19 protein-coding genes are annotated in these 15,175 nt (G+C 62.1%); 9 read left to right on the top strand and 10 right to left on the bottom strand.

Annotated features, from left to right (window positions below; translation table 11 throughout):
• The first annotated feature begins 49 nt into the window (after positions 1-49).
• Together GOX63_RS12335 and GOX63_RS12330 are read left to right on the top strand one after the other, a co-directional pair.
• Complete coding sequence (locus GOX63_RS12335) at positions 50-463, top strand: group III truncated hemoglobin (RefSeq protein ID WP_170326274.1); 414 nt, start codon at positions 50-52, stop codon at positions 461-463.
• 142 nt (positions 464-605) lie between these two features.
• Positions 606-1,544: a DMT family transporter gene (locus tag GOX63_RS12330; protein WP_170326273.1), complete on the top strand. Its 939-nt coding sequence runs from the start codon at positions 606-608 to the stop codon at positions 1,542-1,544.
• 52 nt (positions 1,545-1,596) lie between these two features.
• Here GOX63_RS12330 and GOX63_RS12325 read toward each other — a convergent pair whose 3' ends face one another.
• On the bottom strand, positions 1,597-2,709 hold the full coding sequence (locus GOX63_RS12325; protein ID WP_170326272.1) for an S-(hydroxymethyl)glutathione dehydrogenase/class III alcohol dehydrogenase: 1,113 nt from the start codon (positions 2,707-2,709) through the stop codon (positions 1,597-1,599).
• Positions 2,710-2,839: 130 nt separating this feature from the next.
• Here GOX63_RS12325 and GOX63_RS12320 point away from each other — a divergent pair, with 130 nt between their 5' ends.
• Positions 2,840-3,130, top strand: coding sequence for an I78 family peptidase inhibitor (locus tag GOX63_RS12320; RefSeq protein ID WP_170326271.1), 291 nt, complete (start codon positions 2,840-2,842; stop codon positions 3,128-3,130).
• Positions 3,131-3,191: 61 nt separating this feature from the next.
• Entirely contained in the window at positions 3,192-4,844 is a 1,653-nt protein-coding gene (locus tag GOX63_RS12315) for a DUF6504 family protein (protein ID WP_170545847.1), read from the top strand.
• A gap of 17 nt (positions 4,845-4,861) precedes the next feature.
• Here the strand turns inward: GOX63_RS12315 and GOX63_RS12310 are convergent, their stop codons facing one another.
• The gene (locus GOX63_RS12310; protein WP_170326269.1) at positions 4,862-5,587 is read right to left on the bottom strand and encodes an SDR family NAD(P)-dependent oxidoreductase; all 726 of its coding nucleotides are present in this window, start codon (positions 5,585-5,587) and stop codon (positions 4,862-4,864) included.
• Between the two features lie 164 nt (positions 5,588-5,751).
• Between GOX63_RS12310 and GOX63_RS12305 the strand changes: the two genes are divergently transcribed.
• From GOX63_RS12305 to GOX63_RS12285, 5 genes are read left to right on the top strand one after another with little or no spacing between them, the layout of a single operon-like run.
• Positions 5,752-7,086, top strand: a complete 1,335-nt coding sequence (locus tag GOX63_RS12305) for an NAD(P)/FAD-dependent oxidoreductase (protein ID WP_170326268.1) — start codon at positions 5,752-5,754, stop codon at positions 7,084-7,086.
• Positions 7,037-7,582 carry a hypothetical protein gene (locus GOX63_RS12300; RefSeq protein WP_170326267.1) on the top strand — a complete coding sequence of 182 codons (546 nt, stop codon included), beginning with the start codon at positions 7,037-7,039 and terminating at the stop codon, positions 7,580-7,582. Before GOX63_RS12305 ends, GOX63_RS12300 begins: the two co-directional genes overlap by 50 nt.
• Positions 7,582-8,805: an MFS transporter gene (locus GOX63_RS12295; protein ID WP_170545844.1), complete on the top strand. Its 1,224-nt coding sequence runs from the start codon at positions 7,582-7,584 to the stop codon at positions 8,803-8,805. The genes GOX63_RS12300 and GOX63_RS12295 overlap by 1 nt, the downstream gene beginning before the upstream one ends.
• Positions 8,802-9,419 (top strand): DUF3833 domain-containing protein, encoded by a 618-nt coding sequence (locus GOX63_RS12290; RefSeq protein ID WP_170326265.1) that lies wholly within the window; start codon positions 8,802-8,804, stop codon positions 9,417-9,419. Before GOX63_RS12295 ends, GOX63_RS12290 begins: the two co-directional genes overlap by 4 nt.
• The gene (locus GOX63_RS12285) at positions 9,416-9,958 is read left to right on the top strand and encodes a DUF3833 domain-containing protein (RefSeq protein WP_170326264.1); all 543 of its coding nucleotides are present in this window, start codon (positions 9,416-9,418) and stop codon (positions 9,956-9,958) included. Before GOX63_RS12290 ends, GOX63_RS12285 begins: the two co-directional genes overlap by 4 nt.
• Before the next feature lie 12 nt (positions 9,959-9,970).
• On the opposite strand, the gene GOX63_RS12280 is transcribed toward GOX63_RS12285, so the two are convergent.
• The 8 genes from GOX63_RS12280 to GOX63_RS12245 form a co-directional block, all read right to left on the bottom strand.
• Positions 9,971-11,131, bottom strand: a complete 1,161-nt coding sequence (locus GOX63_RS12280) for an energy transducer TonB (protein ID WP_170326263.1) — start codon at positions 11,129-11,131, stop codon at positions 9,971-9,973.
• Positions 11,128-11,505, bottom strand: coding sequence for an ExbD/TolR family protein (locus tag GOX63_RS12275; protein ID WP_170326262.1), 378 nt, complete (start codon positions 11,503-11,505; stop codon positions 11,128-11,130). The genes GOX63_RS12280 and GOX63_RS12275 overlap by 4 nt, the downstream gene beginning before the upstream one ends.
• On the bottom strand, positions 11,502-11,828 hold the full coding sequence (locus GOX63_RS12270; RefSeq protein ID WP_170326261.1) for an ExbD/TolR family protein: 327 nt from the start codon (positions 11,826-11,828) through the stop codon (positions 11,502-11,504). The genes GOX63_RS12275 and GOX63_RS12270 overlap by 4 nt, the downstream gene beginning before the upstream one ends.
• A gap of 31 nt (positions 11,829-11,859) precedes the next feature.
• Positions 11,860-12,525 (bottom strand): MotA/TolQ/ExbB proton channel family protein, encoded by a 666-nt coding sequence (locus GOX63_RS12265; RefSeq protein ID WP_170326260.1) that lies wholly within the window; start codon positions 12,523-12,525, stop codon positions 11,860-11,862.
• Positions 12,522-12,950, bottom strand: a complete 429-nt coding sequence (locus tag GOX63_RS12260; RefSeq protein ID WP_170326259.1) for a hypothetical protein — start codon at positions 12,948-12,950, stop codon at positions 12,522-12,524. The genes GOX63_RS12265 and GOX63_RS12260 overlap by 4 nt, the downstream gene beginning before the upstream one ends.
• 163 nt (positions 12,951-13,113) lie before the next feature.
• Positions 13,114-14,064 carry a glycosyltransferase family 2 protein gene (locus GOX63_RS12255; RefSeq protein ID WP_170545841.1) on the bottom strand — a complete coding sequence of 317 codons (951 nt, stop codon included), beginning with the start codon at positions 14,062-14,064 and terminating at the stop codon, positions 13,114-13,116.
• On the bottom strand, positions 14,054-14,284 hold the full coding sequence (locus GOX63_RS12250) for a hypothetical protein (protein ID WP_170326257.1): 231 nt from the start codon (positions 14,282-14,284) through the stop codon (positions 14,054-14,056). The genes GOX63_RS12255 and GOX63_RS12250 overlap by 11 nt, the downstream gene beginning before the upstream one ends.
• 30 nt (positions 14,285-14,314) lie before the next feature.
• The gene (locus tag GOX63_RS12245) at positions 14,315-15,010 is read right to left on the bottom strand and encodes a hypothetical protein (RefSeq protein ID WP_170545839.1); all 696 of its coding nucleotides are present in this window, start codon (positions 15,008-15,010) and stop codon (positions 14,315-14,317) included.
• Positions 15,011-15,175 lie beyond the last annotated feature (165 nt).

Here is a 15,175-nt window from a genome sequence, read left to right as displayed (position 1 = left end):
CGATCAAACCGAGTATTGCCCCAAAACAGAGTCGAAACCCGGAACCTTCATGACCAGACCAATCCTGCCGCCGCGCTTTCCGGCCACACCAGACCAGATCAACGCACAGGTCCGCGCCTTTTACGCCCGCGTGCGTGAGGACAAAGTCCTGGGACCGGTCTTCAACAAACATGTCCACGACTGGCCCGCGCATGAGGAAAAGATCGCCGCTTTCTGGCGCAACGCTATCCTGTTCGAGCGCAGCTATAACGGCAACCCGCAGCGGGTCCATATCGAACGACACGACGTGAAACCCGAGTTCTTCGCCCACTGGCTGGATCTGTTCGAAGAGGTCGCCACCCAGACCCTGCCTCCGGAAACTGCCATCCCGTGGGTTACTTTAGCCCGGCGCATCGGCGTGGGTATGAGGGCCGGCGTTCAGTCCGCTCGCCAACCCAAAGACGCCCCGCCGATCCTGCGTTGATCCCACGACATGGCGGCCTTGCGATGTTAGCGGTAAAATAGGGGCTATGCGGACCGGCCAAATAGGTTTACTCAAGGGCAAGACAGCCCTTTGCGCTGCGACGGCATAGCGCCACCACACCGACATCACCCGAGGCCGATCCATGAGCACTCAGAACACCACCCTCCGGGGCCTTGGCTATGCGTTTGCGGGTTTTGCCGTCTTTGCCAGCCATGACGCGCTGATCAAAGTGCTGGGCGGCACCTATTCGGTGATGCAGATCATCTTTTTCGCCACGCTGTTTTCCTTTGTGCCGATGGCGGTCACGATCCTGACCGACCGGACAACCGGAAATTTCCTGCCACATCACCCGTGGCTAGTGCTGCTGCGCTCGGCCCTGATGGTCACGTCCATGGTCTGCGCCTTCTATGCCTTCTCGGTGCTGCCGCTGGCCGAGGTCTATTCGCTGTTGTTTGCCTTCCCCCTGTTCGTCACCGTCCTGTCGATCCCGATCTTGGGAGAGATCGTGCGCGCCCAACGCTGGGCCGCTGTTGGCGTTGGCCTGATCGGTGTTCTGATCGTTCTGCGCCCCGGAGCCACGGACATCACTCTGGGCCACCTCGCCGCCCTGACAGCGGCGTTTTGCAGCGCACTAGGCTCTGTATTGGTGCGCAAGATCGGGAATGAAGAACGCTCGGCTGTTCTGATCCTCTATCCGATGCTTCTGGCCATCGTTGTGATGAGCCTTTTGCAGCCCGCGGTCTATCAACCGCCCTCGCTGCTGCATCTGGCAATGATGGCGCTGGTCGGCGTGTTCTCGGTGATCGCGCAACACCTGATCATCCTCGCCTACCGCGCTGCGCCTGCGGGGGTCGTGGCCCCCAGCCAGTACAGCCAGATCATCTGGGCCACGCTGTTCGGCATGATCTTCTTTGGTGAGCGCCCGGACGGCTGGGTCGCCGTCGGGGCCAGCATCATCATCGCATCGGGCGTGTTCGTCGTCTGGCGCGAAAGCCGGTCAAACACCACCTCGACCAACACCCCGGTTCTGCGGGTACGGTCACCGCGGTCTGACACCGGGGCATCGACCCCCGGGAAATAAGAAACGGCGCGCCAAACAGCGCGCCGTTCAGGTTTACCCTTGGTTTAGAGCCTTAGTAGACCACAACCGAGCGGATGCTCTCACCCTTGTGCATCAGGTCGAAGCCGTGGTTGATGTCGTCCAGCCCCATGGTGTGCGTGATCATCGGGTCGATCTCGATCTTTCCTTCCATGTACCAGTCGACGATCTTGGGCACGTCGGTCCGGCCACGGGCGCCACCAAAGGCTGTGCCGCGCCACGAACGTCCGGTGACCAGTTGGAACGGGCGGGTCGAAATTTCGGCTCCAGCAGGTGCCACACCGATGATGATGGACTCACCCCAACCTTTATGCGCCGCTTCCAGAGCCGTGCGCATAACGCCAACATTGCCGGTGGCGTCGAATGTATAGTCCGCGCCACCTTTGGTCAGGTTGACCAGATACGGCACCAGATCGCCCTCAACCTCGGTCGGGTTCACGAAGTCTGTCATGCCGAATTTCGTGGCCATTTCCACTTTGGCGGGGTTCAGATCAACGCCAACGATCTGGTCAGCGCCGGCAAGGCGCAGGCCCTGGATCACGTTCAGGCCAATACCGCCCAGACCGAACACGATGGCACGGCTGCCGATTTCCACCTTGGCGGTGTTGATGACTGCGCCGATCCCAGTGGTCACGCCGCAACCGATATAGCAGATCTTGTCGAACGGCGCGTCCTCACGCACCTTGGCCAGCGCGATTTCCGGCAGAACCGTGTGGTTGGCGAAGGTCGAGCAGCCCATGTAGTGCAGGATTGGCGTGCCATCCAACATCGAAAAGCGCGAGGTGCCGTCGGGCATCAGACCCTTGCCCTGCGTCTCACGGATCGCCTGACACAGGTTGGTTTTCGGGTTCAGACAGTATTCGCATTCACGGCATTCGGGGGTGTAGAGCGGGATCACGTGGTCGCCCGGTTTCAGGCTGGTGACGCCCGGGCCGACCTCGACCACGACGCCTGCGCCTTCGTGCCCCAGAATGGCCGGGAACAGGCCTTCGGGGTCGGCACCCGACAGGGTGAATTCATCGGTGTGGCAGATGCCGGTGGCCTTGATTTCCACCAGAACCTCGCCCGCCTTGGGGCCTTCAAGGTTCACATCCATCACTTCCAAAGGTTTGCCGGCCTGAACGGCGACGGCGGCACGGGTACGCATGGTGCTTGTCTCCCAGTCAAATTTGCCCCGACCCTGCGTCAATTGCAGGGTGTTTTCAACTGCCGTTTCGTGACAGATTGGCTAATGACTTGATATTGCAGAAACGACATTGCCGGAAAGAGGAACGCCAATGCGCCGTTTTATCCCGATCCTGATCCTGCTGGCCGCCTGCGCCCAGACCCCGACCGCCCCCGAGGACGCCCGTCTTGCCCCCGAAGCGGCACCGGTCGATCTGGCGTTTTGTGAGGGCGACGCCTTTGCAAGTTCCGTTGGTCAGCCCGTTTCGACCATTCAGGCCGCGCTGCCCGAACGCTCGCGGGTGCTGGGGCCCGATGGCTTGGCCACGCAGGATTACCGCATCGACCGGCTGAACGTGTTCGTCGATGAGGGTGGGATCATTCAGCGCCTGACCTGCGGGTAAGCGTGGACTCTGCAGGCGATTCTACGGTAAGAACAAAATGGGAACATTTTGATGTCTGCCGATGCCCAAACGCCGAATACTCTCACTGTGGTTCCCCCGTCTGGGGGCTGAACGGCTGGTCCGCGCCGCGCGGGGCCTGCAGGATGGGCCTTTGGCCGTGGTGGTCGAACAGTCGAACATGCAGGTCATCACCTCTCTGAATACCGAGGCCCACGCCGCCGGTCTGCGCGTCGGTCAACCGGTGCGTGACGCCCATGCCATGTGTGCGGCGCTGGTGACGCGCCCCCGCAACGCCCCGGCAGAGGCCACGTTTCTGACCGCTTTGCGCCGTTGGGCGGGCAAGTTCAGCCCATGGGTGGCCGAAGAAGCTCCGGACGGGCTGATCGTCGATCTGTCCGGCTGTGCCCATCTGTTCGGCGGCGAAGAGGCGTTGCTGAACGTGCTTGAGACCGACTGCGCCGATATGGGGCTGAGCGTGCAGATGGGTATTGCCGACACGCTGGGCGCGGCCTGGGCATTGGCGCGGTATGCGGGGCAAGAGGCTACATCGGATCGCAACGGCGACGCCATCAGCCAAGAGGCCCGCGCCACCCGCGCCCGGGCCACCAAGCGTCGGCACTGGATCAAGGGCGGGGCCGCGCCACAGGTGATGGCCTTGGGCGGCGGCGCGCGGATTGCAGCACCGGGGCAATCCTATGGCGCGCTCAGCCCGCTGCCGATCGCAGCGCTGCGGTTGGAGGATCAGGTGGTCGCGCAGTTGAACCGCCTGGGCCTGCGCCGGATCGGCGATCTGCTGGGTCAGCCGCGTGCGTCATTGGCGCGGCGGTTCGGGCGTGGGCTGGTGCTGCGGCTGGATCAGGCGATGGGCAGCGCGCCCGAGCCGGTCTCGCCCGCCCGCCCGCCGCATCACTTTGCGGTGCGGATGACCCTGCCCAACCCCATCGGTCTGACCGAGGACGTGATGGCCGCCATCGACCGGGTGCTGCCGACGCTCTGCGCCAAGCTGGAAGAGAAAGGCCGCGGGGTGCGTACCCTGCGGCTTGAGGCCCATCGCGCCGATCAGGCGGCCGAGATCATCGAGGTCGGGCTAGCCCGTCCGACCCATGACAAGCATCGCATTCGCCCCTTGTTAGAGATGAAGATCGACAAGATCGACGCAGGCTATGGCATCGACATGCTGCGGCTCGAGGCGATCCAGACCGAGCCCATCCACGCCCGCACGGTGGCAGGCCATGCCGAGGCCCGCCGCGTGGCCCGTGAGCGGCTGGAGGGCAACACCGCCGTCGATGATCTGATCGGCAAGCTGGGCGCGCGGGTGGGGTTGGAGGCGATCACTCGGCGCCATCCGGCGGCCTCACATATTCCCGAAAAAACCGCACAAACGCTGGCGGCGGCGTGGTCCGAACCGGCGCGCGACTGGCCTGCGCCTCCGCGTCCGCGCCCCTTGCAGATGTGGCAGCCTGAGCCGGTGATGGCCCCGGAAACCCCAGACGTTCCAACCGCCTTTCGCTGGCGGGGTCGCGACTGGCAACTGGCGCAGGCCACCGGCCCCGAACGCATCGCCCCGGAATGGTGGCTGGACGACCCCAACTGGCGCAGCGGCGTGCGTGATTACTGGGTGGTGGTGACCGAACAGGGGGAGCGGTTGTGGCTGTTCTACGGCCATGGCGGAACACTGTCGGCGGGCTGGTTCTGTCAGGGACAATTTGGGTAAACTGCCTTGATTAGGATCTATTTTCCACGATAGATCAGCCAATCTGGCAGATAGTCAATCAACCGGATAAACCACGAGAACGGGGCCGGGAAATCGGTGCGGAAGCGGCGGCGCGACATTGCTTTGACCACCCGTTCCGCCGCGTCCTCGGGGCTCATCAGCATCGGCATTTTAAAGTTGTTCTTCTCGGTCAGGCGGGTCTTGATAAAACCCGGATTGACGATCCGCACCGTCACCCCGGTGTCCTTCAGATCAAACCGCATGGTTTCCGCCAGAGAAATCAGCGCCGCCTTGCTGGACGCATAGCCCACCGCAGCCGGCAACCCGCGATAGCCGGATAGGGACCCGATCAGCGTGATATCCCCCCGGCCCGCGCGCACGAACCGCGGCACCGACTCTCCCAGAACCCGCAGCGCGCCGGTGTAGTTCACATCGGTCATCGCCAAGACGGCCTCAGTCTCCCAATCACTTGAGCGCATCGGCTCATAGGCTCCGGCGTTGTAGACCAGTCCATCGACCTTTCCGGCCTCGACCGCGGCGCGGCGCACAGAGTCCAGATCGGTCACGTCGCAGGGAACGGCCTGCGCATTGGGCAAAGCGGCGCAAATCTCGGCCAGACGGTCGGCATTGCGGGCAGACAGAACCAGATGCGCACCCTGACGGCTCAGCGCCTCAGCCAGTGCCCGACCCAGCCCTTCGCTGGCGCCGATGATCCAATATGTTTTTCCGTCCAAACTGCTCATGCGCCCATTCCAGTTGCGTTTGATCTGATACGGGCGGGGCAAGGGGCTGGATCACTTCACCAGACTTCACGACATAGTGCGTTCGAGAAAATTTTCTAACCCGATTGATCCACCTTCGCCCATCCTGCGTATCCTATTGTAAAATGTCGCACAAAGAGGATGACATGTTCGACGAAACTCGGGGCGCACGCAAGAAAATCGCAGTGGTAGGGGCAGGTATCGCTGGTCTATCCGCCGCTTACTATCTTTCCGAAAACCACGATGTGACCGTGTTCGAGGCCGAACCCCGCTTGGGTGGTCACGCCCGCACAGTGATGGCGGGCAAGAACGGGGATCAGCCCGTCGACACCGGGTTCATCGTGTTCAACTATGCCACCTACCCATATCTGACGCAGCTGTTTGATGAGTTGAACGTGCCGGTCATCGAATCCGAGATGAGCTTTGGCGCAACCATCGACAATGGCCGCATCGAATACGGGCTAAGCAGCCTGCGCACGCTGACGGCGCAGAAACGCAACCTCGCCCGCCCGGCCTATTACAAAATGATCGCCGACATACTGCGGTTCAGCAAAGAGGCCCCCGAAGCCGCGCGGGATGATGACACCACAATCGGCGAGTTGGTCGACCAACTGCGCTTGGGCTATTGGTTCCGCCACAACTACCTGATGCCGATGTGTGGTGCGATCTGGTCCACCCCTGTTGAGTTCGTGGATCAGTTCCCGGCGCGTTCGCTGGTGCAGTTCTTCAAAAACCATGCCCTGCTGGCCAGCGGCCGCGCCAAACAACATCAGTGGTATACGGTCAAAGGCGGCAGCATCGAATATGTCCGCCGCATCGACGCTGCCCTGCGCGCACGCGGCAGTGAAATCCGGCTGGCCTCGCCTGTAGACCACATCCAGCGCGATGAAACCGGCGTGACTGTTCACAGCCAGGGGCAGGCCGATCTGTTTGATGAGATCATCCTTGCCACCCATTCCGATCAGTCGCTGGCCATACTGGGTGAGGCCGCAACGAACGCAGAAAAAGCTGCATTAGGGTCTATTCGATATCAACCCAACACTGCCATCCTGCATTGTGATCCGCGCCAGATGCCGCGCAGGCGTGCCTGCTGGTCCAGTTGGACCTATCGCTCTCAAGCCGGGAATGTGGGTGTCACCTATTGGATGAACCGGTTGCAGAACATTCCGGACAGCGATCCGCTGTTCGTGACGCTGAACGCGTCGTCGGAAATTCCCGCGGACAAAATCTATGATCAGGTCGAGTTTGCCCATCCGGTGTTCGACAAAGCGGCCCTGAAAGCACAAGGGCAAATCCGCGAGATGCAGGGACAGAACCGAACCTGGTTTGCCGGTGCGTATAACCGGCATGGTTTTCATGAAGACGGGATTGCCAGCGCGATGCATGTTGTCGAGCGCATGAACGGCACCCCGCACACGAACGGAGCTGACAATGGCATTCCTGCAAAACAGCCGGTCCTCCCTGCCCCGGCCGAGTTTTAACATCCTGCGCCCCGCGCTGCTGTCCCTCTGCCTGCTGGTCCCCGGCGGGCTGGCAGCGTCGTCCGGCCTGACGGAACTAGACGACCCGCAACTGCGCGGCACCGCAACCTTTCGCTATCTCGGGCTGCCTCTGTATGACGCGCAGCTGTTTACTCCGGGTGGCGCGGCTTTCAGCTGGAAACAGGATTTCGGGCTGCAACTGCAATATCGCCGCAACGTGAGCCAGAAGGCGCTAGTGAATTCAACGCTGGATGAAATGCAGCGCATTGGCCGCGCCGCGCCTGTACGCGATCAGCTTCAGACCTGCTTCAAGGCGGTCAACAAGGGGGATCGCTATCTGGCGGTGTCCGAGGGGCCGAACAAGGTTTCCTTCTGGCTGAACGGACGCAAGACCTGCACGATGTCGTATCCCGGCATCAAACGCAGCTTCATGTCCGTATTCCTGGGTGAAAACACCCGCTCTGCCGCCTTCACGCAGAGATTGCGCGGGCAGTGATGCTGTATCCGAGAGTCAGTCTCTATGCGTTGATGCTGGCTGCGGCGGGTATCCCGCTGTATATCCACCTGCCGCGCTTTGCCGCCGTCAATCTGGGCATCGGGTTGGGGGTGATTGGCACCGTTCTGCTTGTGATCCGCATCGTCGATCTGGTGCAGGACCCGCTGATCGGATGGGCCATTGACCGCTGGCCGGGGGCGCAGATGCTGTTTGCCGCTGCGGCTGCAATCGGTTTGGCCAGCGGGTTTCCCTTGCTGTTTGGCCTACCTGAAGGGGCAAGTACCACCGTATTAGTGTCTGTTTTGGTACTATTGTTCTCGGCCTACAGCCTTGGCACCATCCTGCTCTATGGCCGTAGCGCGACGCTTGCCAAACAAGCTGACGCGAAAGAGCTGATGACGCTGGCGGCCTGGCGCGAGGGCGGGCAGCTAACCGGTGTGATCCTTGCCGCCAGCGCCCCCGCCCTGTTCGTGGCTTTTGGGGCCAATGCACAAGGCTACCCGGCCTTTGGGGTGTTTCTGAGCCTGCTCGCCGTTCTGACCCTGATCCTGACGATTCCGATGTGGCGTCGCACCCCGATCACCGGCCAGGGGTTGTCTTTCGCCGGGCTGGGTCAGGCAGGAGCGTTGCGCCTGCTGTTTCTGGCGCTGGTCAACAGCCTGCCGGTGGCGATCACCTCAACCCTGTTTCTTTTCTTTGTCGAGGACCGCCTGCAATTGCCCGGAAAAGCCGGACCGCTGTTGATCCTGTTCTTCCTCAGTGCCGGGGCCAGCGTACCGCTCTGGGCCAAGCTCAGCAACCGAATTGGCCCGAAACAGACCCTGATGATCGCCATGCCGCTGTCGATTGCAGGGTTTATCGGCGCGGCCACTTTGTCGGCTGGCAACCTGACTGGATTCGCGGTGATCTGCCTGACATCCGGTGCGGCGCTGGGGGCGGACATGGTGGTGCTGCCCGCCATGTTCTCGGTCGTGCTGACACGTGCCGGGCTGAATGCCTCAGCCGCCTTCGGCATCTGGTCCTTTGCGGGCAAGCTGGGCCTTGCGCTCGCGGCCTTCTTCACTCTGCCGCTGTTGGAACGCAGCGGATTCACTCCGGGGCAAGCTAACTCGGCCGAGGCGTTGCGCACACTCAACCTCGCCTATGCCGTACTGCCCTGCATCCTGAAACTCGGCGCGTTCGGGCTGGTCCTGACGCTGCCTACCGAGGTCTCAGCCAAATGACAGCCATCGCCATCCTTCTGCTCGCCATCCTTGTCCTGATCATCGCCCAGGGCCGGTTCCTGAGTTTCCGGTCGCAGGCGCCAACGGACTACACAGACACCGGACCTGCCTTCAAAATGAAAGAGAACCTGAACGGAGAGATCCTGTCCGAAGGCCTGATCTATGGGCCCAATGGCAAGATGTCGAACAGCTTTGTCGCCCGCATGGTCGGCGAATGGGACGGCAATACCGGCACGCTGGCCGAGTATTTCACCTATTCCAATGGCAAGCAGATGACCCGCAAGTGGTACCTGACGCTGGGCACCGGCAACACCTTCACAGCCACGGCGGATGATATCGTGGGCGAAGGTCACGGCACCATTTCCGGCTCGACCGTCAAGCTGACCTACCGGATCATCCTGCCCAAGGACGCGGGCGGGCACACTCTGGATGTCACCGACTGGATGTACCTGACCGAAAACGGCGTGATCATGAACCGATCCGAAATGCGCAAATTCGGCCTCAAGGTCGCCGAACTGGTCGCCACCATGCGCCCGGCGCCCGAGGCGAAGCCCGCCCATGTCAGCGGCTCAAACGGCTATGACGCCACCGCTGAGACAAGGACGTTGCAATGACCGCGCGCCGCTATCTGATCGCAGTACTCGCCCTTATCGGGCTTGCCGCGCTGGCAGCCTGTTCGGCCAAGCCGCGCGTGCCCAAGACCTTTCTGTCCGACCGTCAACTGAACCTTGAGGAGTTCTTTGAGGGCAAAACCGTCGCCTATGGTCAGTTTCAGGATGTGCTGGGCAATGTACCCCGCCGCTTTACCGTCGAGATCGACGGCACATGGGATGGGAAAACCCTGACGCTGATCGAGGATTTCGTCTATGACGACGGTGCCACCGAACAACGCATCTGGACCCTGACCAAAACCGGCGAAGATAGCTGGACCGGCACCGCGCCGGGTGTGTTGGGCACCGCCAGCGGGATCGAGCGCGGGGATACGTTCAACTGGAAATACAAGATCGACCTGCCCGTGAAAGACGGCACCATGCGGGTGAACTTCGACGACTGGATGTGGCTGCTAAGCGATGATCGACTGCTGAACCGCGCCTATGTCTCACGCTATGGCGTGCGGCTGGGCGAGGTCATCTTGTATTTCGAAAAACTGTAAATCGCCGGCGGTTCAGTTGCTGGAATAGACAAACGACAGCGACCTACTGACACCTCCAGGAGGTTTCGGGAATGGGGAGGCCGCCTGGACCTGCGCCTTGGCCGCCCGTTCCAAATCCCGTGAGCCGTTGGTGTCCACGACTTCGACATAGGCCAGGGTTCCATCCGAGTTGATCACGAAAAACACCACTGCGAAGCCCCGCGCCGACGTGTAAACGATCGGCGCACGATTCAGATGCACCAGTACCTTCCCGGCATAGTTCGTTTTGTCCGAGTTTCCGGGACCCCGCCCGCCCGAACGCGTTCCGCTGTTCCCTGATGTGAACAGATCCCTGCCCTGACGCCGATAGGTGGTCAGGGGCGACTCGACCTCTTGCGTCGGATATTGCAGGTCACTGAAATCCCGTGCCCCGCGCAAAGTGGCCGGAGGCTCTGGCTGCGCACGCCGGTCCGGCAGGCGTGGCCTGATCGACGACGTCAGCGGCTGTTCCGGTTCCTCACTGTTTACATCAGCGTCAGGCACAGGCTCAACCGGAGTGGCAGGGATATCGGCCTCGATCGTCTCACTTTCAGAGGGCACGACCGGCGCCACCGACGGCACTGGGTTTTCCGCTGGCTCGGGCAGAGCCGCAATCTGCTCGGCCTCGGTGGGCTCGGGTGCCGTCGGGGTTTCTTCTACCGGTTCCGTGGCTTCGGGACTGCCTTCTGGTGCTTCGGCAACCTCGGCTGCCTCGGCCGGCGGAGTCTCCTCGACCTCATCGCTGGCGGATTTGTCGCCATCCGTGGTGTCCCGCGTTTCGGGGGCCTCGGCCTCGACCGGATCGGGCGCGACCGGTTGCAGGATTTCGGACGTGCCAGTGTCAGGGGAAAAGGTTTTCTGCGGATCGTCCGAGGCCACATGCACCTCGCTGGTCGGAATCTCGGCCGGTTCCGGAGCGGGATCCGGGGGCTCTTCCACCGGGGGTTCCGGTGCCTCGGGCGGTTCGGGTTCCACCGGTTCGGCGACCGTGTCCACAAGATCCTCGAAACTGTTGCTCAGCTCAACCGAGTCACTCCGGCCTGCGGCATCCGGCTGCTGTACCAGTCTGGGTGCGGTCAGGCCCAGCCCCATCAGGTGCAGCAACAGAGACAGCAGCGCGGCAAGGGCCGCGATAACGATCGAGCCCCGGATCATTCCAGCGCCTTTTCGGTCACGACAAAGACGGAATCCGCCCCCAGGCGGCGCAATTCGCCAGTGACCTCGATCAGCCGCACGCCCGAGGCTTCGCGATCCGGCACAATCCGCACCGGCCCGGATTCGCGCCCAGCCATATAGGCTTCCGGTTCTATAAGCGCACCGCGAAAGCTGAGCGTGCCGTCCCGGTGCAGCACCAGCGCGTCCGGCGGCTCGCGCCCCTCTAGTTCGGAGGTGTCGACCAGATTCAGATCAGGGTCCAGCGGCGTGGCCACCGTGCCCGCGATCAGAAAGAAGATCAGCATCAGGAACACGACGTTGATCAGCGCGATGGTCGAATCGCGTTTGCGGCGGGGGTGGCTATGGCGGATCATTCCAGCACCAGCACGCTCAAGCCCTCACGCCCGCGCAGCAGGACCAGCAAATCCACCAGTCGCTGCGCCGTTGTGTTCGGATCAAGGCTGACCAGTACCTGCCCGGTGGTCACTTGTGTCGTCAATTCGTCCAACGTGACAGGCGTACCGTTCAACACCAGCCCATCTTCGCTCAACTGGACAAAGGCGCGGTCTTGTGGCGCCTCCGTCGATGCGCCCCCCGTCGTGGCGTTGCTCAGCTCAATCTCGCCGTACTTCGAAAAGGTCGAGGTCAGCATGAAGAACAGCAACAGCAGGAAAATCACGTCGATGAGCGGCGTCATCGCCATGGGCCGCCTGACAAAGGGGGCAGGGTTACGCATGTCCGGGCGTGGCCGCCATGGGTTGCGCATCCTCGGCCAGCGGAACGGCTTGTCCCGGCACCAGTACCGTGCGCAGGGCCTTGTCGGCAAACACCCGTTCGCGCGCGGTGCGGCTCTCGAACCACGACAATACCATCGAGGTCGGCATCGCCACCGCCAAACCCACAGCCGTGGTCACCAGGGCCACCCAGATACCGCCCGCCAGCAGCGACGGATCAACCGAAGAGCCAGCGGATTGCAGGCTGCGAAACGCCTCGATCATGCCCAAAACGGTGCCGAACAGACCCAAAAGAGGCGCGAGCTGCGCCACCGTGTCCAGCAGGCGGAAACCGCGTTCCAGACCGGCCAGCGCCAGCCCGGCCTCGGCATCCAGTCTCTTGTCCAAACCCGGTGCATCCGGTGCGTCCATCGCGACCCCGACTAGCGGCGCTAGGTAACTGTGGCTTTTGGCCAGACGCGCGCGGGCGGTCTGTTCGTCGCCCGCGTCCCAGGCCTCCAATGCTTGCGACAACACCCGGTGCCGCCCGACACCCGAAGCGGCGAATTGCCAGAGCTTGTACAGCGTCACCGCCAGCGTCACCACGGACATGGCGATCAGGATGGCGACCACCGGCCCGCCAAGGGCCAGGATTTCGCGCAGGGCGTCAAGAATACTCATCCCAAAAGCTCCACTTCTGTTCGGCTGTTCAAGGTTGGTGTCTGGTCGCAGATATCGCTTTCAGCGCCGCCGACGGTGCAGCTGCTGACACCATTGATCAGAACACGCCCGATGTTTTCGCAGGTGGTGCCCCGGATATCAAACTGACGCACCCGAGGGCGCTCTGCCGGCAGGTCCCGAAATCCGAAAAGCGTGATCCGTTCGAATACACCTGCGGCATCGAAAATCACCACCTGATAACTGGCACTGTCGATCGAGGTTGAGGTTTGATTTTCAACCAGAAAGGTCAGGCGGCAGGCCCCTTCGACCTCTTCCACCGCATTCAGTTCGACCATCAGGCCCGGCGCATCTTGCGGGGTTTCGGCCAAAGCAGCAAAAGGCAGCGCGCAGAGGATGGCGGCAAGGGCCGGACGGCGAAACTTCATAGATGCGCTCCCGATTGTTCAACGCAGGCAGGGTTTTGGCGGTACCACTCCCGTCATATCCAAGACCGTTGGGGCGCGAAAGGCTTGCCGACACCATTGTGATAAAGGGCGATTTGCGGCCTGTTCAACCCTGCCGCCGCGTGAGCTCCATCGTGGGTACGCGCTACTGCGAGGGCTCAGGGCTGGGCTGATTGACCAACGCACAGGCCACCAGCCACTCCAAAGCGTTGGACTTGATCCCATGTTCGGCGCAGATCGCGATGCTTCGGCTTTCGAATATCTGCGCATAGATAGGCCAGTGATCCTGCTCGGCCGGGAACATTGCGTCGGCTGTTTTGCGCTGCTCCCATTGGTGCATCTTGCCGCCCGCCACGCCAAAGCTGATCTGCCCCGGGATCGGAATGTCCTCGACCCGATCCTGCAACAGCGGGTCCGAGAAATCCCGGTGCCCCAATCCCTGAACGAAACTGGTATTGGACGGGTTGCAGCCCAGCCCGAACCACATCCCTTCGTTTACGGCATCCACCATCTGTGGAGGCAACTCGCCGTTTACTGCCCGATACAGCGCGAAGTTGCCGGCCCGCCAGTTCGACCCGGGCCCAAACCGCAGCCATCCGCGCCCCCAGGGGTAGGTGTCGGTGCTGTGCAGGCCGTAATCGGCCCCCATCCGATCGCGCTTGGCGCGGTAGCCAATCCAGCCTTCGATGGCCGCGACAATCTCGGGGTCTGTCAGCCTGCCATCCCGCGCGGCCAGCACGTATTCGGCAGAAGCGTGCGGGTAGTGCCCCTTTTTGATCCCCTGCGCCAGCGTGTCGGATCGCGGCACAAAAGCGTTGTGGCCTTCAAACACGTCGCGGGCCGCCACGATGCCGCGTTCGGATTCGGTCACGTAGATCAACGGCCAGCGGGACAGTTGTTGGATGTCGCCCAGACTGGCCGCAGCAGAGGCATCGGGCGCGTTATCGGCAATCACCAGTGTCACGTGCACCTGATCCGGCCCCAGCGTCTGAGCGTTGAGGCTTTCGATCAAAGACCACAGCCCTTGGGGGCGCAGATATGTGGCAACGCAGATGGCAATACGCGGCCCGGAACTCATGGCACGATCACCGCTCATACCCGGCAAGGTCCAGTGCGCGTCCGGCCAGCTTGTCGAACCGCGCCTTTTGCGCATCCGACCACGCGGCCCAACGCTTGACCGGGTTGAAATTGGAGGGCTTGGCCTGCGGCTGCCAGCGCGCTTCGTTCGACGCGGATGACCGTGACGACCCGCGCACCGGCATATGGTCAACCTGATCCCAGGGGAAGGTTTCCGGTTTTGAGGTTGAAGATTGCATTCGCCACGTGCCCCGAAAGGCCTTTCTCGATCAGAAAGGTCTCATGGCCATCGCAGAACGCCTGCGCTGCCGGTTGCGCGGCAATGTCAGAGCCATAGACCAGCGCGATGACCGCCGGGCATGGGCTGCGATCCCGCCTGCGGTCAGGCTATCCATCTCATCCGGAACTATACCCGGCAATCCGTCCAGCGCGCGCTGCAAGCCGCGACAGGCAGGGGGGTGGTGCCCGGTCCATTCGATCACTGAGGCGTCCTCCTCAAGCAGCACCCGGTTTTCGGCGATGGGCAAATCCTCAGCCACAAGGGTCAGAACATGGCGGTTGGTCCACTTGCCTGGATCCTCGCGGATATTGGGGGGCGCGTTCGAGCTTTCGATCAGCACCGCTGCCACCTCGGACCAGTCTATGTCGTGATAGAAATGGTAACCGTGGCCGATTTCTGACGTACCGCCAAAATAGTTCTTAGCGTGGCCGTGTCGACTGGGACGGATTATGAGGGCTCTGCGTGCAGGTACCGCCCCAGCGCGGATGAGGTAACGCCCGACCGCAGCTGGATCGCCGCTTTGAAAAGCGCGTTGGCGCCCGGCGCAAACACGGTGCCTCCGACCGTGATCTCTTGCCCGTCCGGCCCGCCAGCCATCGCGAAGCTGCGCCTCATGCGGGTGGATTCCGCCCTTTTCAACGATGAGAATATCCAAATCCTGCGGCAGGGCGTGCGCAAAGAACATAGATGCGAAGCTGCTGCCGACAAGCACCACGTCCCATTAACGGGCGGCTGCCTCTGCAAGGTCAATGCGTTCCAAATATTCACCCTTGGCCTCAGAAGCGGCTCAAACAGACAACACTGATACACTCAAATAAGATACCTCAGCGCACCCCGAAACAGCAGTTTG

This window comes from Ruegeria arenilitoris (assembly GCF_013031355.1).
Lineage (GTDB): Bacteria > Pseudomonadota > Alphaproteobacteria > Rhodobacterales > Rhodobacteraceae > Ruegeria > Ruegeria arenilitoris_C.
Note: the sequence above shows the minus strand (reverse complement) of the source record. Positions and strands in the feature narration are given on the sequence as shown.